The sequence below is a fragment of the Limnobacter sp. UBA3528 genome, assembly GCF_002377005.1.
Classification (GTDB): Bacteria; Pseudomonadota; Gammaproteobacteria; order Burkholderiales; family Burkholderiaceae_B; genus Limnobacter.
Genome location: NZ_DFOZ01000011.1, coordinates 21182 through 45240, shown reverse-complemented (window position 1 = coordinate 45240; position 24059 = coordinate 21182). Strand labels below are relative to the sequence as shown.

The window sequence follows — 24059 nt, the reverse complement described above, 5'->3', positions numbered from 1 at the left end:
TTTCTATCGAAAAAAGTTTGACAGGGAAACTTTGAACCGGGGTGTCAATATTTGCAGACTGTGTCATGACGGCATTCACGATTTGTACGATGAAATGCAATTGGCCAAGCAATTTTCAAGCGCCGAAACACTGCTGGCCGATGAGGCCTTGCAAAGGCATTTTGCCTGGGTCGCCAAAAAGAAATAAGTCAATCCGTTAAAGGGGCTATCGCCATGAATGAAAACTGGTTGTTTTACCTGAACAGAATTCGCGAAAAGCTCTGGGTCAAGCCTTTGGTAATGTGTTTGCTGTCGATTGTGGCTGCCTTTCTGGCAACCTTGGCTGATCGGCCTGGCGTGGGCGACTGGTTACCCACCGTTAGCAAGGAGTCTGTGGAAACCCTGTTGGAGTTGGTGGCCTCGACTATGTTAGTGATTGCCATGTTTTCCGTGGGCTCAATGGTGTCCGCTTATGCCTCCGCCAGCAGCTCGGCCACACCCAGGTCGTTTCCGCTGGTGGTTGCTGATGACACCTCACAAAATGCCTTGTCTACGTTTATCGGGGTATTCATTTTCAGCGTGGTGGCCCTGATTGCGCTGAAAAATGATTTCTATGAAAAGGCGGGTGTCTTTGCCCTGTTTGTGCTGACGATCTTGGTGTTTGCAATCGTGATTCTTGCGTTCATTCGGTGGGTGGACAGCATTGCCAGGCTAGGGCGTTTGGGCAATACAATCGACAAAGTTGAAGCTGCTACATCGAACGCCTTTGGGCAGCGTCTCGGTATGCCTTATCTGGGCGGGCAAAAAAGCGATGGAAGGGTAGCGAATGGGGTACCTGTGGTTCGTTCCTCAATCGCTTACCTGCAGCGAATTGACATGGTCAAATTACAATCACTGGCTGAAAAATTTGATCTGAAGGTTCATGTTCAATCATTGCCTGGTACCTTTTGTACTCCCAACCGCGCGATCGCCACGGTAGAGCAGCCCTCGCAGGCTGAGGACTTGGCTGAAGAATGTTTGCAGGCCATTGCCGAGTGTTTTGTGTTGTCTGACACGCGCACTTTTGATCAGGATCCTAGGTTCGGTTTGGTGGTGTTGTGTGAAATTGCCAGTCGCGCGCTATCTCCTGCGGTCAATGATCCTGGCACCGCAATTGATGTCATCGGAACTTTGGTTCGTTTGTTTCATCAGTGGGCAGGTGATCAGCAGGACAAAGCCCCAGAGGTGCAATACGATCGAATCATGGTGCCGGGTTTGGACGAGCGGGATATGTTTGACGACGCATTTACTGGCATTGCCCGGGATGGCGCGGGTGCGGTCGAGGTGGCGATTCGCTTGCAAAAAGCGTTTGAAAGCCTCTCAGCGCTTAAGTATCAACCCGTCTCTGAAGCGGCTATCAATCATTCCCGATTGGCGCTGGCCCGCAACGAACTCGCCATGACCTTGCCGCAAGACATTGAGGCTGTCAGAAGCGCAGCCAGGTTCTAGACAGGGAATACTTGGTACAATCAGAGGCTTAGCTCAACCCTGCCTGAACTGTCCCCATGCTTGCCCAACAACGAAATACGCTGATCGCCGCATTTGAAGCGGCCGCTGCTGCTGCCCTTAACCAGCCTTTTGAGGGCGTGGTTACGCTGGAGAAACCCAAAGACGCCAGCCACGGCGATGTGGCGTGTAACCTGGCCATGCAATTGGCCAAGCCTGCCAAGCGCAACCCACGTGAGTTGGCTCAGCTACTGGCTGATCATGTGAAAGCGAACCCTGCCTGCGTCAGCCTGGTTGATGCTGTGGATATTGCGGGCCCGGGCTTTATCAATATTCGTTTAAGCCAGAATGCTCGGGTAGCTGTTGTGGCACAAGTGCTTGAGCAAGGCACTGAATTTGGCAAATCCGGTGCACACGCTGGTGAAACTGTCTTGATCGAGTTCGTGTCGGCCAACCCCACCGGCCCCTTGCATGTGGGGCATGGCCGGCAGGCTGCGCTGGGCGATGCCATGGCAGCGGTCATGCAAACCCAGGGCTGGAAAGTTCACAAAGAGTTTTATTACAACGACGCGGGCGTGCAAATTCAAACTTTGGCCACGTCCGTTCAGGCCCGCGCCAAAGGGCTTAAGCCCGGTGATGTTGAATGGCCCGAAAGTGCCTACAACGGCGACTACATTGCCGACATTGCCGAGGATTTTCTGGCTGGCAAGGAAGTGAAGGCCGCCGACGGCGAACCCGTCAAAGGCACTGGCAACGTAGACGACTTTGAATGCATTCGTGCTTTTGCTGTGGCTTATCTGCGTGCCGAGCAAGACCTCGATTTGAAGGCCTTTGGCGTCAATTTCGATCAGTTTTACCTGGAAAGCTCCTTGTATTCCGAGGGCAAGGTTGAAGCGGCAGTCGCTCTCATGGTTGCGTCCGGTAAAACTTTTGAGGAGGGTGGCGCGCTTTGGTTGCGTTCCACCGATTACGGCGACGACAAAGACCGCGTCATGCGCAAATCCGAAGGTGGTTACACCTACTTCGTGCCCGATGTGGCCTATCACATCCAGAAATTCAAGCGTGGTTTCGGCAAGGTGATCAATATTCAGGGTACCGACCACCATGGCACCATTGCGCGTGTTCGAGCCGGTTTGCAGGCTTGCAACGTGGGCATTCCGCAGGGCTACCCTGACTATGTGTTGCACAAAATGGTCACAGTGATGAAGGGTGGTCAGGAAGTGAAAATTTCCAAGCGTGCGGGAAGCTACGTGACCGTGCGCGACCTCATCTGCTGGTCGGGCGGTGTCGATGAAACCCAGCCCATGCTGAGCCAGCCCGAAGCCTTGACCAAAGGCCGTGATGCGGTGCGCTTCTTCCTTGTGAGTCGCAAGGCTGACACCGAATTCGTGTTTGATGTGGATTTGGCCTTGGCCCAGTCTGATGAGAACCCGGTGTATTACGTGCAGTATGCGCACGCCCGCATTCATTCCATTCTGGATCAGGCTGAAGTTGACCTGTCCACCATTCATGGCGCTGATTTGACCCTGTTGGCGGCACCATCCGAGCTGGCTTTGCTCCGAACGTTGGTTTCTTACCCGGACATTTTGTCCAAGGCCGCCGAGGAACTGGCGCCACACCACATTGCGTTTTACCTGCGTGAACTGGCTGGTGCTTTCCACACTTTTTACAACGCTGAACGCGTACGTATTGACGACATGGCCCTGAAAACCGCGCGGGTTGGGCTGTTGGTGGCTGTGGCCACTGTGTTGTCGAATGGCTTGGCGGTGTTGGGTGTTTCGGCGCCGAAACGGATGTAAGCAGATTTTGATTGTTTGGGCTCAAAACCCTTGTTCAATAAGGGTTTTGAGCGAGAATTGAGGAGGCGCCACTCTAGGCGCAAGTGCCTTGTTTTTGGTACCATGAAAGGCTAAGCAGTCTAAAGGTTTTGCATGAACGCACCCGTCGAATTAAACACTCTGAAACCCTCAGCCGGCGAAACCGCGCGTCTGCGGGAAATTCCGTACAACTACACCTCGTTTTCGGACCGTGAAATCGTGATCCGCCTGCTGGGTGAGTCGGCTTGGAACATTCTTCAAGAGCTGCGTCAGGAGAGAAAAACCGGCCGGTCAGCCCGCATGCTGTTTGAAGTATTGGGCGACATTTGGGTGGTTCGTCGCAATCCGTATCTGCAAGACGACTTGCTGGACAATCCCAAACGCCTGACCGCGCTGATCGAGGCCCTGTTTCACCGCTTGAGTGAAATTGACGCCCGCCGGGTTGAGGTGAAAGAAGCGGCTGTTGAAGTCGATTCTGAAGACCGAAGCGCCAAAGTGCGCGAATTGCTCACTGTGGCTGAAAAAGCCGTGTTCGAGTTCCAGCGCGAACTGGAAGCCATGGCCATTTTGCGTGGCCATGCCCGCAAAGCGCTGGGCGAGCACACCGCGAAAGACAACATTAAGTACGACGGTTTGTCCCGAGTTTCCCACGTCACGGACGCAACCGACTGGCGTGTTGAATACCCCTTTGTGGTACTCACCCCCGACCGTGAATCTGAAATTCCCGGGTTGGTGAAGGCCTGTATCGACTTGGGGCTGACAATCATTCCACGCGGAGGCGGCACAGGCTACACCGGTGGCGCAGTGCCACTCACGGCCATGTCCGCCATCATCAACACCGAAAAGCTGGAAGAACTCGGCCAGGTGACAATGGAAGTGCTGCCTGGCTTGAGCGAAGAATATGCCACCGTGTTCTCCGGCGCGGGTGTTGTAACCAAGCGCGTATCAGAGGCGGCAGAGCATGCAGGCCGGGTGTTTGCTGTAGACCCCACATCGGCTGAGGCCAGCTGTATTGGCGGCAACATCGCCATGAACGCAGGCGGCAAGAAAGCTGTGCTGTGGGGCACAGCGCTGGACAATCTGGCTTGGTGGAGAATGGTTGACCCGCAAGGTGACTGGCTTGAAGTCACCCGGGTTAACCACAACCTGAGCAAAATTCATGATGCACCACAGGCCGATTTCGACTTGGTGTGGTCAGATGGCCGCCAGGCGCCGAATGCCAAAATTCTGAGAACCGAACGCTTGACAGTGGAAGGCGCGCGTTTCCGTAAAGTGGGTTTGGGCAAAGACGTAACCGACAAGTTTCTGGCTGGCTTGCCCGGCATTCAGAAAGAGGGTTGTGACGGCCTGATCACTTCTGCCAAGTGGATTTTGCACCGCATGCCCAAGCACACCCGCACGGTGTGTCTGGAGTTTTATGGTCAAGCCCGCGACGCAGTGCCCTCGATTGTTGAAATCAAGAATTACCTCGACGGCGAAGGCAAAGCCATGGGCGCCATTCTGGCGGGCCTTGAGCACCTCGACGAGCGCTATTTGCGCGCCGTGAAGTACAGCCCGAAATCCAAGCGTGGCGCATTCCCGAAAATGGTGTTGTTTGGCGACATTGTGGGTGACGACGAAAACGCAGTGGCCCAAGCGGCCTCTGAGGTGGTTCGCTTGTCCAATGGTCGCGCTGGCGAAGGTTTTGTGGCGGTCAGCCCCGAAGCCCGCAAAAAGTTTTGGCTGGACCGTGCCCGCACAGCGGCCATTGCGCGCCACACCAATGCTTTCAAGATCAACGAAGACGTCGTGATTCCCCTGCCGCGCATGGGCGAGTACACCGATGAAATTGAACGCATCAACATCGAGCTGTCCATTCGCAACAAGCTGAAGCTGGTTGCAGCGCTACGTTCGTTCTTCGAAAAGCCGCTTACATTGGGCAAAACCGACGAAGTCGATTCCACCAAGCTGTCTGTCGAAGACATTGTAGGCGACCGTGTGGGCCGCGCTGTTGAACTGCTTGAATCGGTACATGAGCGCTGGAGCTGGTTGCTGGGCAATATGAACATGCCTTTGGCGCAGGCCAACCCGGTATTGAAAACCATTGGTTTGGGCCACCTGGATGCTGCGCTTGAAAAGCGCTTGGCCGACCAGCCCGAAGCCACCATGTTCGATGTGCTGCAAGACCGCACCATTCGCGTTAGCTGGAAAACAGAACTACGCCACAACCTGAACCGCATTTTCGAGGGCGGGGTGTTTGTGCCGGTGATGGAAGAGTGCAAAGCCATTCACAAGCAAGTGCTGCGTGGGCGCCTGTTCGTGGCGCTGCATATGCACGCTGGCGACGGGAATGTGCACACCAACATTCCAGTGAATTCCGACGACTATGAAATGTTGCATGAAGCGGAACACACCGTGGACCGAATCATGCAGATTGCACGCAATCTGGATGGCGTTATTTCCGGCGAGCATGGCATTGGCATTACCAAATACCAATACCTGACCAAGGAAGAGTTGCAGCCTTTCCAGGACTACAAGCAGCGCATTGACCCTGAAGGTCGCTTTAACAAGGGCAAGCTGTTGCCCGGTGGCGACTTGACCAACGCTTACACGCCCAGCTTCAACTTGATGGGCCATGAAAGCCTGATCATGAGCCAAAGCGACATTGGCTCCATTGCGACTTCAGTGAAAGACTGCCTGCGCTGCGGCAAGTGCAAGCCTGTGTGTTCAACGCACGTGCCTCGCGCCAACCTGCTGTACAGCCCGCGCAACAAAATTTTGGCCACCTCATTGTTGGTTGAGGCCTTCCTGTATGAAGAGCAAACCCGCCGTGGTGTGTCTATCAAGCATTGGGAAGAATTCGAAGACGTTGCAGACCACTGCACCGTGTGCCACAAGTGTTTGACGCCTTGCCCGGTTGACATCGACTTTGGCGATGTATCCATGAACATGCGTGCCTTGTTGCGCAAGATGGACAAGAAAAGCTTCAACCCCGGCACAGCCCTGGCCATGACTTTCCTGAATGCGAAAGACCCGGCCACCATCAAAGCCATGCGTGTTGGCATGACGGGTATTGGTTACAAGCTGCAACGCGGCGCTTACAAAGTGGCCAAATCGCTGGGCATGTTGAACAAGCAAACAGCCAAGCCACCTGCCACGGTGGGCAAGGCACCGATTCGTGAGCAGGTGATTCACTTCATCAACAAGCCCATGCCCGGTGGTTTGCCCAAGAAAACGGCGCGCGCGCTGCTCGACATCGAGAACAGCGATTACGTGCCAGTGATCCGCAACCCGAAAACAACGCAAGCCGATACGGAAGCTGTGTTCTACTTCCCCGGTTGTGGTTCCGAACGTCTGTACAGTCAGGTGGGTTTGGCCACGCAAGCCATGTTGTGGAATGTGGGCGTACAAACCGTGTTGCCGCCAGGTTATTTGTGCTGCGGCTACCCGCAGCGTGGGGCAGGGCAGTACGACAAAGCCGAGAAAATGATCACCGACAACCGTGTGTTGTTCCATCGCGTGGCCAACACACTGAACTACCTCGACATCAAAACCGTGGTGGTCAGCTGTGGCACGTGTTACGACCAGTTGCAGGGTTATGAGTTCGAGAAAATTTTCCCTGGCTGCCGCATCATCGACATTCATGAATTCCTCATGGAAAAAGGTGTGAAGCTGGACAACGTCACGGGTACGCAGTACATGTACCACGACCCTTGCCACACGCCCATGAAAACTTACGACCCCTTGAAGGTTGTGAACCAGTTGATGAACAGCGAGTTGCAAGGCCAGAACATTACGAAAAATGATCGTTGCTGCGGCGAGTCGGGCACCTTCGGTGTGTCGCGCCCAGACGTGGCCACGCAGGTTCGATTCCGCAAGGAAGAGGAGATGCGCAAGGGTGCCGACAAGCTGCGCGAGAAAGCGCCCGAGGCCGACGTGAAAATTCTGACCAGCTGCCCGTCTTGCTTGCAAGGTTTGAGCCGATACAGCGACGACGCCAACTTGACCGCCGATTACATTGTGGTGGAAATTGCCAAGAATGTACTGGGCAAGGAATGGCTACAGAACTACGTGAAAGAAGCCAACGATGGCGGTATCGAGCGCATCCTTGTCTGATTCCGTTTCACAAAATCCCAATTGCCCCCTGTGTGCCACACCGGGCGGTGATTGGGTGTTCAATTGCAGCAAGTTCCGTGTGATTGAGGCAGTCGATGCAGATTATCCCGGCTTTCTTCGCCTGGTCTGGAACGACCATGTGCGGGAGTTTTCCGATTTAAGCCGTGAAGATCGCATGCTGTGCATGGATGCGGTGGTGTTGCTTGAACAATTCGTGCTTCGCGTATTTAAAGCCGACAAAGCGAATATTGCAACGCTGGGTAACGTGGTGCCGCATTTGCACTGGCACGTCATTCCCCGTTTTACAGACGACAAACACTTTCCTGCGCCCGTGTGGGCTGCAGCCAAACCGGGAGTGTCGCTGTCGCCCCGCCAGCAGTGGGTGCTTGATTCAAAGCCCAAATGGATGTTGGCGCTGCGTGCTGAATTGCTGGCAGCATTTCCGGGCTGAGTCGCTTCGCTCGCTCAGGCGCATACCCTCTCGCGCCAGAAAACCTGTATTTCCCTTTTTGAGATTCACCCTGACTCACCTCGCTCGGCAAAAAAGCGGGCCGAGTCTCGGTGCCGGCCTTTGGCCGACCGTGGCGGGTGAATTCAAACGGGCAGGTTTTCTTGATCGGCGCAGCGAGGATATTGCTACCTTCGCAAGCGAAGCAACGCGCTGACGATTGGCGGTTTGTGTGCTGCATCGCGTTGCCGGATTTGCAAGACTTCCCGGCGGCTTCGCAGCGCGGGGCGATTCCGTCAGGAATCGATGCGAAGACGCCACTGCGTTTCGCATGCCCCAAGCCAGAAGCATCAAGCCGGAATGGAAGTCTTGCTAAGGCGAGGTGATGTGGCATTCAAACCGAACTAAGCGCCAACTACCGTCGTTGCTTCAGCCAAAGCCGCTTTCGAAGCAGCGGCACCAGCCTTCGCCAGCGGCATCAGAATGGTGAAGGTACTGCCTGCATTTGGCCGGCTTTGAATGTCCAGTTCGCCATCGTGGCGTTGCACCACATGTTTCACAATCGCCAAGCCCAAACCCGTGCCGCCACTTTCTCTTGAACGGCTGCGGTCTACACGGTAAAAACGCTCAGTCAAACGCGGAATGTGTTCTGCCGAAATACCAATGCCGGTGTCGCGCACCACAAAAGCGGCACAGGCTTTGCCAATTTCGTTTTCTGCGCGTCGAAGCGTAATCGTGATGTTTCCTTTCTCCGGTGTGTAGCGCACCGCATTGGTCACGATATTCGAGAATGCGCTGAAAATTTCAGCCGAGTTGCCAAAGCCCATCAGGCCCTTTTCAACATCCACAGAAATATTGTGTTTTCCGGCCGACAATTGTTGTGCTTCATCGCCTGTTTTTTGGGCAATTCCGCTCAGGTCAACTGGCTCGCCACCTTCGCCTGCGTTGGGTGAAGACTCCAGCGCCGACAAGGCCAGCAGGTCTTCCACCAGGTTTTGCATGCGATTGGCCTGGGTGTACATCAAATTCAGGTATTCGGTTTGCTGTTCTTTGCTCAACGGCAGGTCCCGGAATGTTTCCAGAAAACCGCTCAGCACAGTCAACGGTGTTTTCAGCTCATGTGACACATTGGCAATGAAATCGCGTCGCATTCGTTCCAGTTTTTCAACCTGGGTGACATCGCGAGACAACACCAGCATTTGTTGGTCGCCGTAGCTGACCAATTGCACCGACAAAACCTTGCTTCGGCTGCGGGGCGCAGTCATGATCAAGGGTTGCTCCCAAGAGCGGCTGCGAATGTACTTGGAAAAGTTTGGGTTGCGAACCAGGTTAATGAGGGGCTGCCCTATGTCGCTGCCCAATTTCAAGCCCAGGTGGTCTTGAGCTGTGTCGTTGCACCAGGAAATGTGCCCCTCGGAATCAAGCGTGACTACCCCGTCGGGCAGGGCTTGCGCGGCAGTGCGGAATGACACCAGTGCATTGGTGAGTGCCTGTTGTTGACGTTGGTGTAAGCGCAGGTAGCGAAACAGCTTTGCGGCAAGGTCATCCCACCAGCCCGACACGTCGGGCACGTTTTCAACCTTGAAGTTGTCCAGCCATTCGATAATTCGAAGGCCGGAGCGCACATGCAGGGCATAAATGAAAAGCGAGGCCAAGATAGACCCCGCCACTGCGCCTTTGTGGCCAGCAACCATTTGACCCACGATGGCGGCTGCACCCAGCACCATGGCCAACAGTATCAATCGAAAAAAGATGAACGCCATAGGTGCGTATTCTAGGGGAATATCCCTTCCAGGGGAGCCCTTAGTTTAGTGCACCCTCATTTTGCGTTGCAGTAAAACGGTAGCCGGCACCGCGAACCGTCTCAATGAGGCGGTCATGTCCGGAAATGGTCAGAGCCTGGCGCAGTCGTCGAATATGTACATCCACGGTGCGCTCTTCAACAAATACATGGTCGCCCCACACTTGGTCCAGCAACTGGGTGCGGCTGTGCACGCGCTCTGGGTGGGTCATAAAGAAGTGCAGCAAGCGGAATTCTGTGGGGCCCATGTCGATAATCTTGTCATGGCCCATAATTCGGTGTGTCACCGGGTCCAGTTTCAGGCCGTGTACTTCAACAATATCGTCAGTCAACTGGGGCGCACGGCGACGCAACACAGCTTTGATTCGTGCCAGTAGTTCTTTGGGCGAGAAGGGCTTGGTGATGTAGTCGTCTGCACCGGCTTCCAGGCCATCTACTTTGTCTTGTTCTTCGGTGCGGGCAGTCAACATGATCACTGGCACATGGCGCGTACGCTCGTGACCGCGCAATTCATGCGCAAACTGAATGCCGGTTTTACCGGGTAGCATCCAGTCCAGCAACACCAGGTCAGGCAATTCAGCGGTGATCAGGGTTTTGGCCTGGTCCGCATCAGCGGCCCGCAGCACTTTGTGCCCAGCAAAGCTTAGGTTGACGGCAATCAATTCTGCAATCGCGGGTTCATCTTCAACAACTAGGATGGTGCTGGACATCTCGTTTTTCCTCTTCTCTGGCATATTTGTTTTGTGCAATGCCACCTAAAGTAGTGGATTTCCATGACAGTAATATGACACTTGAATGAATCGTCATCAAATTAATCCCGCGCGGTGGTGTAAACCGCTGTTGGCCTTGATGAGATACACTTGAGGATTACGCATTCCAAAGACCCTAAGCAGCATGGAAACCACCAATATCCCCACCCCAACCCGCATTGTGGTGCATCAAAAGTCCAAGGTACTCGAAATTGAGTTCGACACCGGCGCCTGTTTTAACCTGCCATTCGAGCTGTTGCGGGTGTATTCACCCTCGGCCGAGGTTCGTGGACATGGCCCTGGGCAGGAAACCCTGCAAGTGGGTAAAAAAGAAGTAACCATCAACAATCTCGAGCCTGTGGGCATGTATGCCATCAAGCCGTTTTTCTCGGATGGTCATGATTCAGGCTTGTTTAGCTGGCAATACCTGCTGTGGATGGGCGAAAACCAGGAAGGTTTGTGGGAAGACTATCTGGAACGCATGAAAGCAGCCGGCGCAAGTCGGGAACCCAACGCACCTGAAAACATTCCATTTGAACAAAAGAAAGGCGGCGCCTGCGCAAGCCACTAAATAACGCCACACATCACGATGAACGACAAAATTACCGATTTCGGCTTCGAGAAGGTTCCTGAAGACCAGAAAGCCAAGAAAGTAGCCGAAGTATTTGATTCGGTAGCGGCCAAATACGACATCATGAATGACCTCATGTCGGGTGGCATGCATCGCCTGTGGAAGGCAAGCACTGTGCGCGCGGCCGGGGTTCGCCCCGGGATGAAGGTGCTCGACATTGCCGGCGGTACCGGCGATCTCAGCAAGGCTTTTCTGGACAAAGTGGGCCCGAGCGGTGAAGTTTGGCTGACCGACATCAATGAAAGTATGTTGCGAGTGGGTCGAAATCGCATGATTGATCATGGGTATTTGCCGAAAATGGCGCTTTGCGATGCGGAAAAGCTGCCATTTCCCGACAATTACTTTGATGTGGTTACCGTGGCGTTTGGTTTGCGCAACATGACCCACAAAGATGTGGCCTTGAGCGAAATGCGCCGCGTGATCAAGCCGGGTGGCAAGGTGCTTGTACTCGAATTCTCGAAAGTGAATCCTTTGCTGGCGCCAGCCTATGATATGTATTCATTCCAGGTTTTGCCAAAGATTGGTCAAATCGTGGCGCAAGACAGTGCCAGTTACCAATATTTAGCCGAGAGCATTCGCATGCACCCGGATCAGGAAACCTTGAAAAGCATCATGCTTGAAAGTGGCTTCGACCAGGTGAAATACACCAACTTCACTGCGGGTGTCGTCGCGCTGCACCAAGGAACCAAATTCGCCTGAGTTTGTCTATTTTGTGCATGCGAAAAATTAATATTCTGGAGGCTTTTGCTGTGAAAACCCGAGTTTGGTCTGTTCGATTGTCTGTGTTGGCCGTTGTGGCTGCATTTCTTGGCTTGAGTGTACTTCCAACCGATGCAGAAGCGCGTCGCTTGGGTGGCGGCGGCAGTTTTGGCCGCTCTGCGCCTTCCCAGTTCCAAAAGTCTCCGTCTACTGCGCCTTCTGGTACCACTAGTACAGCACCCAGCAAGCAGCAGGCTACCAACCCTGCGGGCGCCACCGCAGGCACGGCTGCTGCGCCACGTAACCGTTTCCTGGGCCCATTGGGCGGCCTGGCAGCTGGTTTGGGCCTGGCAGCCTTGTTTGGTTATCTGGGTTTCGGCGCCGGCATGGCTGAATTTCTTGGCACCATGTTGATGATCGCCGCCGCTGTGTTTGCGGTCATGTTCCTGGTTCGCATGTTGCGTGGTCAGCAGGCTGCAAAGCCTCGCCCTGCCTACAGCGCACCGGGCGCAACAAGTTCCGGCCAAAACAGTTATCGTCAAGCGTCAACAAACCCGATTAACGACCCGGTCCCGGGCATGGGCGCGCCGCGCGATGATCAAGGTTTCGGCCAGTTTGGCAATGCATCGGCGTTTGATGCACCCATGCCAGCGGCAACACCGGTAAAAGATTTGCCCGCAGGGTTTGATGAGGCCAATTTTGTGAACAGCGCCAAGAAGTTCTTTGTGACCATGCAAGGGGTTTTTGACAAGGGCGATGTTGACGGTTTGCGTGAATACTGTAGCGACGATGTGGTGGACCATCTGCGTGCTGAAATTGAAGCGCGTGGCAATGCAGTGAACCGCACAGATGTGGTTACGCTGGATGCCCAGCTGATTGGTTTCGAGACCGACGTGGATGAGCAAATCGCGACAGTGGCCTTCACTGGTATGTTGCGCGAGGAGCAAGACGCCGCCGCTGAAGAAATCAATGAGTTGTGGATCATGTCCCGTCCGGTTTCCGGCGGTGGATGGGTTCTTTCAGGCATTCACAATCTGTAAATTTTGACCTCACCCGCCGGGCTTGGCTTGCCCGGCTGGGTTACACTCAAACAAATTTTTGATTGTTGGAAGTGTGCCTTGGCCAGTCCCCCCGTATTGTTTTTTCAGTTCGCCTCCAAACTGCTTTCCTCTGGTCAAGCCAAAGGCGTAGCTGCGGCAGGTGGTTTGCTGTCTGCCCCCTTGAACTTGATGTCAGCCACAGTCACCCAGACTGTGTGCTTGGTACTAAACCATTTGCTGGATCAACAGCGCAGCAGCAAGACCAAACTGCAAAAGGAAGCGGGCAAGGTTCTGACACTCAGCATTGCTCCCATGTCCCTGAACTTGCGTGTCAATGATCAAGGCTATTTTCAGCCGAGCAGTGCCACCAATGGGGTTGCAGCACCCGCTGACACCACCATTTCCATGCAATGGGCCGATTTGATTGGCTCGGTCAGCAACCCCAACAGCATGTCCAGAAAAGCCACCATCGAGGGCGACATGGACTTTGCGCAAACTGTGTCTACCGTAATCAACGACTTGAGCTGGGACCCCGAGCGCGATTTGGCCCGCGTGGTGGGCGATGCACAGGCGGTGTGGGTCATGAATACCTTGTCTGCTCTGGGTACCAATGCCCGCGATGTGGTGCAACGTTTTAAAAGCAACTTGCGCGAGTATGTGGTGCATGAAAAAGCCATGACACCCACTGCTTCTGAGTTCGACACTTTTCGCGATGAAGTAAACCAACTGCGCGACGAGCTGGCCCGGCTGGAAAAGCGCCTTGCCAAGTTGGGTGCGCCCAAATGAAGCTTCGCCGTTTGGCACGCATTGCATTGGTGGCCCGAAAGTATGGCCTGTTCCTGATTGCCGCCGACTCAATCAACAATGGCTTGGCCAAGTGGTTTCTCACGCTGATTTCTTCACGCTCGCATGTGCAGGCCCCGCGCGGCGAACGCATGCGCCGTGCGCTGGAAGACCTGGGCCCCTTGTTTGTGAAGTTTGGTCAGCTGTTGTCGACCCGGCGCGATTTGTTGCCTGAAGACGTGGCCGACGAGTTGGCCAAGTTGCAAGACCAGGTGCCCGCGTTTTCTTCCGAGAAAGCCCGTGAATTGATTGAAGCCAGCCTGGGTCGTCAAATTGATGACATGTTTCTGGATTTCCAGAACATCCCCGTGGCCAGTGCTTCCATTGCCCAGGTTCACTTTGCAGTGATTCGCGAAGGAGCCAATGAAGGTCAGAAAGTGGCGGTGAAAGTACTGCGCCCCGGCATGATTGAGGTGATTGACAAAGACCTGGCTTTGATGAAAACCGCTGCCCGCTGGATTGAAAAAATTTCATCCGATGGCAAGCGCTTAAAGCCCCGGGAAGTGGTGGCCGAGTTCAACAAATACTTGCACGATGAACTGGATTTAATGCGCGAGGCGGCCAATGCATCGCAGTTGCGTCGAAATTTTTCGCCTACTTCGGGCAGTGGCCACTTGCTGCGCGTACCCGAAATGTATTGGGACTATTGCTGTAGCACCGTGATCACCATGGAGCGCATGCACGGCATTCCGATTTCCCAGATCGAGCGGCTGCGCGAGAACAACATTGATTTGAAAAAACTGTCGCGCGAAGGCGTGGAAATTTTCTTTACCCAGGTGTTTCGCGACGGGTTTTTCCACGCGGACATGCACCCTGGCAATATTTACGTGGGTGATCAGCCCGAGGATTTCGGTCGCTACATTGCGTTGGACTTCGGCATTGTCGGCACCCTCAGCGATGTCGATAAACAATATCTGGCGCAAAACTTCCTGGCTTTTTTCCGGCAAGACTACAAGCGAGTGGCCGAGTTGCATGTGCAGTCGGGCTGGGTGCCCAAGGGCACGCGCATCGACGAGCTCGAATCCGCCATTCGTGCCTGCATTGAACCTTTCTTTGGCAAACCGTTGAAGGAAATTTCGCTGGGGCAGGCACTGATGCGTCTGTTTCAAACTTCCCGCCGCTTCAATGTTGAAATTCAGCCTCAACTGGTGCTGTTGCAAAAAACCCTGTTGAACGTGGAGGGCCTTGGCCGCCAACTCGACCCCGATCTTGACCTGTGGAAAACCGCCAAGCCCTACCTTGAAAACTGGATGCACCAGCAAATTGGCTTCAAGGGTTTTCAGTCCAGTCTGCAATGGGAGGCTGCGCAATGGTCACAAATTCTGCCTGCCTTGCCGCGCCTCTTGCATCAAACGCTCACGCACTCCAATGGTCGGGTCGATGATCAAATTGAACAATTGGTCAAGCAGCAAAAGCGATTGAACCGGGCTTTGTTCTGGATGGTGTTGATGCTGGCTGTGCTGTTTGGTGTGGTGGCACTCGACCTGTTGTGGCCGTTTTTAATCGGCTATTCAGGTCCAAAGGGTCTGTTCTAGCCCTGCGCATGTTTCTTGCCTATAATCCGAAATCAATTTTTCTCTCTGGTGGGTTTTCAAGATGTTGCTTGCCTCCGTTGTAGCGTATTTGCTGGTTTCTGTGCTTATTGGCCTGTATGTGGCCAGAAATGTAAGTAGTGCGGCGGATTACGCCGTGGCTGGCCGGCACCTTTCCCTGCCGATTGTCACAGCCACGGTGTTTGCCACCTGGTTTGGCTCTGAAACCGTGCTGGGCATATCCTCCACCTTTGTGGAAGAGGGTTTGAGTGGCATTGTGGCCGACCCGTTTGGTGCTTCCATGTGCCTGATTCTGGCTGGTTTATTCATTGCGCCCAAAATTTATCGCCTGAATTTGCTGACTTTGGGTGACTACTACCGTGTGCGTTACAACCGGGCGGTCGAAATTTTCTGCAGCGCCTGCATTGTGGTGTCCTATCTGGGTTGGGTTGCTGCGCAAATCAGTGCACTGGGATTGATCTTCAATGTGCTCACCGATGGTGCGGTCTCCCAGGAATGGGGCATGGTGATCGGCGCCAGTGTGGTGCTTATTTACACCTTGTTTGGTGGCATGTTGTCAGTGGCGGTGCTGGATTTCATCCAGATGGTGGTGATTGCGGCTGGCTTGGTTTACATCATGTGGATTGTGGCTGACTTGGCGGGTGGTGTAGGCACGGTGGTTGACCATGCAGAGGCTGCAGGCAAGCTGCAGTTTTTCCCGGAAGAATTCAGCTATGTACTCTGGGTGCCGTTTGTGGGCGCCTTTCTGACCATGGCTTTTGGTTCAATTCCCCAGCAGGATATTTTTCAGCGCATCAGTTCAGCAAAAGACGAGAAAACCGCTGTGCGTGGCGCTGTGCTGGGTGGCTCCATGTACTTTTTCTTTGCGTTTATTCCGGTGTTTCTGGCCTATGGTGCCATCATGATTGACCCCGCCACCTTCACCGCCATGGTGTCGGAGGATTCGCAAATGGTGTTGCCCAACCTGGTGTTGATGCACACACCTTTGTTTGCACAGATCGTATTTTTTGGTGCGCTGATCTCGGCGATTATGAGTACGTCCAGTGCCACTTTGCTGGCGCCGTCCGTGTCTTTCGCGGAGAACATTGTCAAAAACATTTATCCAAAAATGAACGACAAGGCCTTGTTGTTGACAATGCGTATTTCAGTGTTTGTATTCACCATCATTGTGGTGGCGTTTGCCATCAACAGTGATTCGTCCATTTTCGAGATGGTGGAGAGCGCTTACGAAATTACCTTGGCTGCTGCTTTTGTACCGCTTGTTTTTGGTTTGTATTGGTCGAAGGCCACCAGCCAGGGCGCAGTTGTGTCAATTGTGGTGGGTGTCAGCAGTTGGCTGATCGCCAAAAACTTTTTCCCAAGCGAAATCTGGCCGCCCCAGCTGCTGGGCATGGTGCTTGGTTTGTTCTCCATGATCATTGCTTCGCTTCTGCCACAGTGGATCGAACACAGGCCAGCGCTGCGTGACGGTGTTGTGCACCCACATTAAGCTAAAATAGCCGGATTACCTTTGTTTAAAAGTGATCCGGCTGTGAAATACCTCACCATTGAAGACACCATCGGCAACACCCCCTTGGTGCAATTGCAACGTTTGCCTGGCCAAGCCAATGCCGATCGTGGCAATGTAATTCTGGGCAAGCTAGAGGGCAATAACCCAGCCGGCTCAGTCAAAGACCGCCCGGCGATTTCCATGATCAAGCGTGCCGAAGCCCGCGGCACCATCAAGCCTGGTGATACGCTGATTGAAGCCACATCAGGCAACACCGGTATTGCCTTGGCCATGGCTGCAGCCATTCGCGGTTATCGCATGGTGCTGATCATGCCGGAACACCTCAGTATTGAACGCCGCCAAACCATGCGTGCCTTCGGCGCGGAAATTATTCTGACCCCACAAAAAGGCGGTATGGAATATGCGCGTGACCTGGCTGAGCAGATGCGGGATCAGGGCAAGGGCGTGATTCTTGACCAGTTCGCCAATGAAGACAACCCGCTGGCGCACTTTGAAACCACGGGCCCTGAAATTTGGCGTGATACGGGTGGCAAGGTGACCCACTTTGTCAGTGCCATGGGCACCACAGGCTCGATCATGGGTGTGTCGCGTTACCTGAAAAGCCAAAACCCCAATGTGCAAATCATTGGCGCTGAACCCAGCGAGGGGTCGCAAATTCCGGGTATTCGCAAATGGCCGCAAGAGTACCTGCCTAAAATTTACAAGCCAGCCGGGGTAGACCGTGTTGTGCAGGTTACCCAGCTTGAAGCCGAAGAAATGGCCCGAAAAATGGCGGCCGAAGAAGGTATTTTCTGCGGTATTTCAGCAGCAGGCGCAGCGCACATTGCCCTGAAAATTGCCGAGGAAGTTGAAAATGCCACCATCGTGTTCATTGTGTGCGACCGCGGCGATCGCTATTTGTCCACAGGTGTATTTCCAGCCTAGTTGGGCGCTGTTGCCCCTCAGTTCAGCATGTCCCTTCTAAGTTTCAACGCTTCGCTAAGTTCCAGCACGGCGTTGGCATAGAAGGAGCTGCGGTTGTAGCGGGTCACCACATAAAAGTTTTGTCCGCCTGCCACGAATGCAGGCTCGGCTTCACCACGTACCAGTTCAATCAGCGCCAGTTTTTCATCGGGCAGCGTCTCACCATTCAATTTCACGCCTTTTTGCTGCATTACGGCTGGGGTAAAGGTTGGCACAATGTCGGGCGCCAGCAATTCTTTCAAATTGTCCGCATGTTCAATGTCCACCAGCACGCGAGTGGCTTTGCCAGTTTCCCAGCCGTGCACTTTCAGGAAATTGGCCACACTGAAAATTGCATCGCGGCGGCTGTGGAATAAATCCACGATGCCGTCGGCGTCGCCATCGACTGCAAATGCAGTCCATGAGCTGGGCATGAACTGGCCCAAACCAATTGCACCCGCATACGAGCCTTTCACCTCCAGTGCATCCAGGTGAGTTCTGTTGCAAAGGGCGATGAAGGCCTCGAGTTCACTGAGAAAAAACTCGGATCGGTCGCGTTGGCCTTCAGGGTAAGCAAAGGCCAGTGTGGCCAGTGAATCGAGTACCCGGTAATTGCCAATGTGTTGCCCGTAAATGGTTTCCACACCAATAATGGCCACAATCACTTCCTGTGGAATGCCGTATTGGGCCTCAGCCTCTTTCAAGGTTTCCAGGTTGGCGTCCCAAAACTCCACGCCTTTGCGAATGCGGTAGGGTTCCACAAAACGGCTGCGGTAGGTGTCCCAGTTGCGCACGCCCTTGGTTTTGGGTGGCTTTACGGCCTTCACCACTTGGGGCAGAAGTTCCGCCTGTTTCAACAGTTCAAGTGTGGTGCTCGCTGGGATGCCTTCTTTGGCTTTCAGTCGCTCTGCCAGGGCTGTCGCATTTTTGTGTTCGGCAAAATTAACCTTGTCGGTCTCTTGGGCCTGTACGGCTTGAGTGCACAGTGCTGTGCTGATTAGAATGGTGGCAAAGCTTGATAAGATTCGTTGAGTAGTCACAAAAGGAGTCAGCATGTCCGGTATAGGCGTAATAAAAAGAAGTAGCGGTCGACCCGGCGCGTGTTTGCTTGAATTGGCAGGTCTGTTATTCACTATAACCCAGCATTCCCTTGCTGTTCGGGCCTAAGCCATGACCACAGCCTATATTTCCCATTCTGATTGCGCCCTGCACAATCCCGGTCTTGGTCACCCCGAGAGCATGGCTCGTTTGCGCGTGATTCGAGAAAAACTGGAATCTTCCGAGCTTTGGCCACGTTTGGTGCATTGTGAGGCTCCAGAGGTGGCATGGTCTGCCGTGACCGCAGTGCACAACCCGGCCTATGTTGAAAGTATCAAGGCCCGTTTCCCTTTGAAGCGCAACATCGACATCGATGGCGACACCACCTTGTCCGAGTTCTCGCTGGATGCCGCACGCCGCGCCGCGGGTGCTTGCGTGCATGCGGTCGATTTGGTGATGGCCCATGCTGTGAACAATGCCTTTTGCGCAGTTCGTCCGCCAGGTCACCATGCCTGCGTAGACCGGGCCATGGGCTTTTGTGTGTTCAATAACGTCGCCATTGCCGCTCAACATGCCATTGATGCCTACCGCTTGGAGCGTGTGTTGATCGTGGACTTTGATGTCCACCACGGCAACGGCACTGAGCATGCGTTTGCCAACAATCCCAAGGTGTTGATGTGCAGCACTTTTCAGTCGCCGCTTTATCCCTTCAGCGGTGGGCTCGACGGTGCGCGCAACATGGTGAATTGCCCGATTCAACCCGGCGGTGGTCGCGAGGAAATCAAGCAGGCCATTCAAACCCACTGGGTCGATGCAATTGATCGCTTCAAGCCTCAGCTGGTGTTGGTTTCGGCCGGGTTTGATGCCCATGAAAGTGACCCACTGGCCGACATGCAATTGACCACTGAGGACTACGGTTGGATCACGCAGTTTTTGAAACGGGTGGCTGAAGAATATTGCGACGGAAAACTGGTCAGTACGCTGGAAGGTGGTTACGAGTTAGAGGCTTTGGCCGATTCTGTGTATGCCCATGTGGAGGCGCTTGCATCTTGATATTTTCGACACCTGCGCCCTATTCAGAGGAACGACTCGGCGAAATGCTGGCACGCAATGCCGAATGGGTGTCGCAAATTACCGCTCAGGATCCCGATTATTTCAAGCGGCTCTCGGCGGGGCAAAGCCCAGCTTTTACCGTAATCAGTTGCTGCGACAGTCGGGCCGACCCCAACACCCTGCTGCAAAGCAATCTGGGCGAACTGTTCGTTTATAAAAACGTGGCCAATCAGGCCGGTTTGAACGACCTGAGTTTGCAAACTGCCATTCAGTTTTCTATTGACAGCTTGAAGGTGAAACACCTGTTGGTGTTTGGGCATCACAACTGTGGCGGCGTACGCATTGCTTTGGGTTTGCATGCGGGCGGTTCGCCAGGCGACTGGCTTGAGGGTGTGCGTGAACTGGCCCACGATCACCAGCTGTTCAACCCGGCATCGCCCGAAGAGGCCCACCGGAATGTCGACAAGTTGTGCGAGCTGAATGTGATTCAGCAGGTGCGCTTGGCGGCTTTGAGCCCGGCCGTGAACGCTGCCTGGGCGCGGGGAGAGCCGGTGGCGGTGGGGGGCTTGGTGTATAGCCTTTCAACCGGGCGGGTCATTGATCTGGATTGCACGATTCGAAGCCGGGCCGAGATCGATGAGCGCTGCTTTTCAGCCATGAAAGCGATCTGCGCGCGCTACCAATAACCTCGACAAACCCCCCCTTAGAGTGTAGACTCTATGAAAAATCGAACGATCGTGCGTTTTTTGAGAAAACGCTTCGTATAATCCAAATTACACATTTTCCAATTTCAAGAAGGGATGGCTTGCATGAAGATCCTAGTACCCGTTAAACGCGTAGTCGATTACAACGTAAAAGTGCGCTGCAAAAGCGATGGTTCTGGCGTAGATATCGCCAACGTAAAAATGTCCATGAACCCCTTCGACGAAATCGCCGTAGAAGAAGCAACACGCCTGAAAGAAGCTGGCGTTGCAACTGAAGTGATCGCCGTAAGCTGTGGCGTGGCCCAATGTGTTGAAACACTGCGCACTGCGGCTGCCATTGGCGCGGATCGCGGCATTCTGGTTGAAACCGATGTTGAGCTGCAGCCCCTGGCCGTGGCCAAAATCCTGAAAGCGATTGTTGAGAAAGAAGGCATTGACCTGGTCATCATGGGCAAGCAAGCCATCGACGACGATTGCAACCAAACTGGTCAAATGCTGGCTGCCTTGGCCGACATGCCACAGGGCACATTCGCATCGAAGGTTGTGGTTGAAGGCGGCAAAGTGAATGTAACCCGTGAAGTAGACGGCGGCCTGGAAACAGTCAGCTTGAGCCTGCCAGCGGTTGTTACCACTGACCTGCGCCTGAACGAGCCACGCTATGTGACTTTGCCCAACATCATGAAGGCCAAGAAAAAGCAGATCGACACCATCAAGCCCGCAGATTTGGGCGTGAATGTTGATCCACGTATCAAAACCCTGAAAGTAAGTGACCCCCCCACACGTTCCGCTGGTATCACCGTGCCCGACGTGGCCACGTTGGTCGACAAGTTGAAGAACGAAGCGAAAGTCATTTAAGTCAGGGATTCAAGGAGCACAAATCATGTCAGTACTCGTTATTGCAGAACACGACAATCAAAGTATCAAGCCCGCTACGCTGAACACCATCGCTGCGGCCCAGAAAATTGGTGGCGACATTCACGTGCTGGTTTCCGGCAAGGGTTGTGGCGCTGCTGCGGAACAAGCCGCCAAGGCTGCTGGTGTGGCCAAGGTATTGGTTGCAGATTCTGACTCACTGGGCGACCAGTTGGCAGAAAACTTAGGCGCGCAAATTCTGGCAATTGCTGGCAACTACGGCCACATTTTGGCACCCTCAACCAGTGTGGGTAAAAACGTGTTGCCGCGTGTTGCCGCCAAGCTGGATGTTGCTCAAATTTCCGACATCATCAGTGTTGAAAGCGCAGACACCTTCACACGCCCAATTTACGCCGGCAACGTGATCGCCACGGTTCAGTCTTCTGACGCCACCAAGGTAATCACCGTTCGCACCACTGCATTCGACCCGGTTGCGGCCGAGGGTGGTTCCGCTGCCATTGAAAACCTGAGCGCCGCTGCCGATTCTGGCAAGTCCACATTCGTAAGTCGCGAAGTGGCCAAGAGCGATCGTCCTGAACTGACAGCCGCAGGCACTATTATTTCTGGTGGTCGCGGTATGGGCTCTGCTGAAAACTTCAGCGTGTTGAACCCCTTGGCCGACAAACTGAATGCGGCCATTGGCGCTTCTCGTGCTGCGGTGGATGCAGGCTACGCACCCAACGACTGGCAAGTGGGCCAAACCGGCAAAATCGTAGCGCCCCAGTTGTACATGGCCTTCGGTATTTCCGGTGCCATTCAGCACCTGGCCGGCATGAAAGACAGCAAGGTGATTGTGGCTGTGAACAAAGACCCCGAAGCACCAATTTTTGGTGTGGCCGACTATGGTTTGGTGGGCGACCTGTTCGACGTAGTGCCACAGCTGACTGAAAAGCTGTAATTACAAAACTGTAAGTAATCAAAAACGCAAAGCTGTATCAGGAGACGACAATGAGTTACAACGCCCCAGTCAAAGACATGATGTTTGTCTTGAAAGAATTGGCCGGCTTGGATCAAGTATCCCAGTTGCCCGGTTGTGAAGATGCGACCGAGGAAACCGTGGATGCGGTTCTGAATGAAAATGCGAAGTTCACCAGCGAAGTGGTAGCCCCATTGAACTGGTCGGGCGACGTAGAGGCCGCCAACTGGAAAGACGGCGTTGTAACCACAGCCAAAGGCTTCAAAGAGGCATTCAAAGCCTTCGGCGAGCAAGGCTGGCAAGGTCTGCAGCACCCCGCTGAATTTGGCGGCCAAGGTCTGCCCAAGCTGGTGGCAACACCTTGCATGGAAATGGTCAACGGCGCCAACCTCAGCTTTGCGTTGTGCCCCTTGCTGACCGATGGCGCAATTGAAGCGTTGTTGGTGGCAGGCAGCCAGCAACTGAAAGAAACGTATATCCCCAAAATGATTTCCGGCGAATGGACCGGCACCATGAACCTGACCGAGCCACAGGCCGGTTCAGACCTGGCGCTGGTGCGTTCCAAAGCCGTGCCGCAAGGCGATGGCACCTATCGTATTTCTGGCCAGAAAATCTACATCACCTACGGTGAACACGACATGGCCGGCAACATTGTGCACTTGGTGCTTGCCCGTACCCCCGATGCGCCCGAAGGCGTGAAAGGCATCAGTCTGTTCGTAGTGCCCAAGTTTTTGGTGAACGAAGACGGTTCTTTGGGCAAACGCAACGATGTGTACTGCGCATCCATCGAACACAAGCTGGGCATCAAGGCCTCGCCAACCGCGGTGCTGCTGTACGGCGACAACAAGGGTGAAGTGGGCCAGGGCGCGATTGGTTACCTGGTGGGTGAAGAGAACAAGGGTTTGCAGTACATGTTCGTGATGATGAACGCCGCCCGTTTCCAGGTGGGTGTTCAGGGCATTGGTTTGGCCGAGCGTGCTTATCAAAAAGCCGTGCAGTACGCCAACGACCGCGTGCAGTCTCGCCCGGTTGATGGCTCTGCCAACGAAGCCGTTGCCATTATTCACCACCCCGATGTGAAGCGCATGTTGATGAGCATGCGTTCGCAGGTTGAAGCTGCGCGCGCCATGGCTTGCGTGGCCGGTGCTGCATACGATGCCGCCCATTTCCACGCCGATGAAGCCACACGCAAGCAAAACATGGCTGTGTATGAATTCATGGTGCCGCTGGTTAAAGGCTGGTCGACTGAAATGAGTATCGATGTGACATCCACCGGTGTGCAGGTACACGGCGGCATGGGCTTCATTGAAGAAACAGGTGCAGCGCAGTACTACCGCGATGCAAAAATCCTGACCATCTACGAAGGCACAACCGCCATTCAGGCCAACGACCTGGTGGGCCGCAAAACCTCGCGTGACGGTGGCGCCATGGTCAAAGCCCTGTGTGCGGAAATTGCACGCACAGTGGTTCAGTTGAATGAATCCGGTTCTGCACACGCCAAGGCAGTGGCAGCCCGTCTGGATGCGGCTCGCGCCTCATTCCTGGATGCTGCACAGTTTGTAGTCGACAATATGAAAGGCAACCCCAACGCAGTGTTTGCCGGTTCAGTGCCTTATCTGAAACTAGCTGGCACCACAGTGGCTGGCTGGCAAATGGCGCGTGCGCTGTTGGCCGCAGAAGCAAAAATCAAGGCTGGCGAAACAGACAGTTTCTACAGCGACAAGATTTTGACTTCCCGCTTCTTCGCCGACCATGTGTTGAATACAGTGCCTGGCTTGCGCGACAGCATTGTGAATGGTTACCAGGGTGTCACAGAAATGGCAGTTGCAAATTTCTGATTGACC

Annotated in this window: 19 protein-coding genes; 16 read left to right on the top strand and 3 right to left on the bottom strand. The window is 54.2% G+C overall.

Translation table 11 applies throughout. From position 1 onward, the window contains the following. The first annotated feature begins 213 nt into the window (after positions 1 to 213). The 4 genes from B4N58_RS02545 (at position 214) to B4N58_RS02530 (ending at position 7827) form a co-directional block, all read left to right on the top strand. Positions 214 to 1467: a DUF2254 domain-containing protein gene (locus tag B4N58_RS02545; protein ID WP_291745483.1), complete on the top strand. Its 1254-nt coding sequence runs from the start codon at positions 214 to 216 to the stop codon at positions 1465 to 1467. A 56-nt stretch (positions 1468 to 1523) separates the two neighbouring features. Beyond that, on the top strand, positions 1524 to 3263 hold the full coding sequence (gene argS, locus B4N58_RS02540; protein WP_008250302.1) for an arginine--tRNA ligase: 1740 nt from the start codon (positions 1524 to 1526) through the stop codon (positions 3261 to 3263). A 132-nt stretch (positions 3264 to 3395) separates the two neighbouring features. Next, complete coding sequence (locus tag B4N58_RS02535) at positions 3396 to 7376, top strand: FAD/FMN-binding oxidoreductase (protein WP_291745480.1); 3981 nt, start codon at positions 3396 to 3398, stop codon at positions 7374 to 7376. Next, complete coding sequence (locus B4N58_RS02530; protein WP_291745478.1) at positions 7369 to 7827, top strand: HIT family protein; 459 nt, start codon at positions 7369 to 7371, stop codon at positions 7825 to 7827. Before B4N58_RS02535 ends, B4N58_RS02530 begins: the two co-directional genes overlap by 8 nt. Before the next feature lie 401 nt (positions 7828 to 8228). On the opposite strand, the gene phoR is transcribed toward B4N58_RS02530, so the two are convergent. Continuing rightward, positions 8229 to 9587 carry a phosphate regulon sensor histidine kinase PhoR gene (gene phoR, locus B4N58_RS02525; protein WP_291745476.1) on the bottom strand — a complete coding sequence of 453 codons (1359 nt, stop codon included), beginning with the start codon at positions 9585 to 9587 and terminating at the stop codon, positions 8229 to 8231. Between the two features lie 40 nt (positions 9588 to 9627). Continuing rightward, the gene (phoB, locus tag B4N58_RS02520) at positions 9628 to 10335 is read right to left on the bottom strand and encodes a phosphate regulon transcriptional regulator PhoB (RefSeq protein ID WP_008250307.1); all 708 of its coding nucleotides are present in this window, start codon (positions 10333 to 10335) and stop codon (positions 9628 to 9630) included. 184 nt (positions 10336 to 10519) lie between these two features. Here phoB and B4N58_RS02515 point away from each other — a divergent pair, with 184 nt between their 5' ends. The 7 genes from B4N58_RS02515 (at position 10520) to cysM (ending at position 17574) form a co-directional block, all read left to right on the top strand. Continuing rightward, entirely contained in the window at positions 10520 to 10945 is a 426-nt protein-coding gene (locus B4N58_RS02515) for a gamma-butyrobetaine hydroxylase-like domain-containing protein (RefSeq protein ID WP_008250308.1), read from the top strand. A gap of 18 nt (positions 10946 to 10963) precedes the next feature. Beyond that, complete coding sequence (ubiE, locus tag B4N58_RS02510) at positions 10964 to 11704, top strand: bifunctional demethylmenaquinone methyltransferase/2-methoxy-6-polyprenyl-1,4-benzoquinol methylase UbiE (RefSeq protein WP_008250309.1); 741 nt, start codon at positions 10964 to 10966, stop codon at positions 11702 to 11704. A 17-nt stretch (positions 11705 to 11721) separates the two neighbouring features. Continuing rightward, entirely contained in the window at positions 11722 to 12744 is a 1023-nt protein-coding gene (locus B4N58_RS02505) for a Tim44 domain-containing protein (RefSeq protein ID WP_291745474.1), read from the top strand. Between the two features lie 78 nt (positions 12745 to 12822). After that, entirely contained in the window at positions 12823 to 13530 is a 708-nt protein-coding gene (locus B4N58_RS02500; protein ID WP_291745472.1) for a ubiquinone biosynthesis accessory factor UbiJ, read from the top strand. After that, positions 13527 to 15122 (top strand): ubiquinone biosynthesis regulatory protein kinase UbiB, encoded by a 1596-nt coding sequence (gene ubiB / locus B4N58_RS02495; RefSeq protein ID WP_008250318.1) that lies wholly within the window; start codon positions 13527 to 13529, stop codon positions 15120 to 15122. Before B4N58_RS02500 ends, ubiB begins: the two co-directional genes overlap by 4 nt. A 61-nt stretch (positions 15123 to 15183) precedes the next feature. Continuing rightward, a complete protein-coding gene (locus B4N58_RS02490; protein ID WP_291745469.1) occupies positions 15184 to 16629 on the top strand; it encodes a sodium:solute symporter family protein in 1446 nt (481 codons plus the stop codon). Between the two features lie 42 nt (positions 16630 to 16671). Then, positions 16672 to 17574 carry a cysteine synthase CysM gene (gene cysM / locus B4N58_RS02485; protein ID WP_291745590.1) on the top strand — a complete coding sequence of 301 codons (903 nt, stop codon included), beginning with the start codon at positions 16672 to 16674 and terminating at the stop codon, positions 17572 to 17574. 17 nt (positions 17575 to 17591) lie between these two features. Here the strand turns inward: cysM and mltB are convergent, their stop codons facing one another. Next, positions 17592 to 18632 carry a lytic murein transglycosylase B gene (gene mltB / locus B4N58_RS02480; protein WP_291745467.1) on the bottom strand — a complete coding sequence of 347 codons (1041 nt, stop codon included), beginning with the start codon at positions 18630 to 18632 and terminating at the stop codon, positions 17592 to 17594. Between the two features lie 130 nt (positions 18633 to 18762). Here mltB and B4N58_RS02475 point away from each other — a divergent pair, with 130 nt between their 5' ends. The 5 genes from B4N58_RS02475 to B4N58_RS02455 all read left to right on the top strand — a co-directional run bounded on the left by B4N58_RS02475 (position 18763) and on the right by B4N58_RS02455 (position 24053). Continuing rightward, the gene (locus B4N58_RS02475) at positions 18763 to 19683 is read left to right on the top strand and encodes a histone deacetylase family protein (protein ID WP_291745465.1); all 921 of its coding nucleotides are present in this window, start codon (positions 18763 to 18765) and stop codon (positions 19681 to 19683) included. Continuing rightward, a complete protein-coding gene (locus tag B4N58_RS02470) occupies positions 19680 to 20369 on the top strand; it encodes a carbonic anhydrase (protein WP_291745462.1) in 690 nt (229 codons plus the stop codon). The genes B4N58_RS02475 and B4N58_RS02470 overlap by 4 nt, the downstream gene beginning before the upstream one ends. A 123-nt stretch (positions 20370 to 20492) precedes the next feature. Continuing rightward, positions 20493 to 21242, top strand: a complete 750-nt coding sequence (locus B4N58_RS02465) for an electron transfer flavoprotein subunit beta/FixA family protein (RefSeq protein ID WP_008250324.1) — start codon at positions 20493 to 20495, stop codon at positions 21240 to 21242. 25 nt (positions 21243 to 21267) lie between these two features. Then, a complete protein-coding gene (locus B4N58_RS02460) occupies positions 21268 to 22197 on the top strand; it encodes an electron transfer flavoprotein subunit alpha/FixB family protein (protein WP_291745458.1) in 930 nt (309 codons plus the stop codon). Positions 22198 to 22247: 50 nt separating this feature from the next. After that, positions 22248 to 24053 carry an acyl-CoA dehydrogenase gene (locus B4N58_RS02455; RefSeq protein ID WP_291745457.1) on the top strand — a complete coding sequence of 602 codons (1806 nt, stop codon included), beginning with the start codon at positions 22248 to 22250 and terminating at the stop codon, positions 24051 to 24053. Positions 24054 to 24059 lie beyond the last annotated feature (6 nt).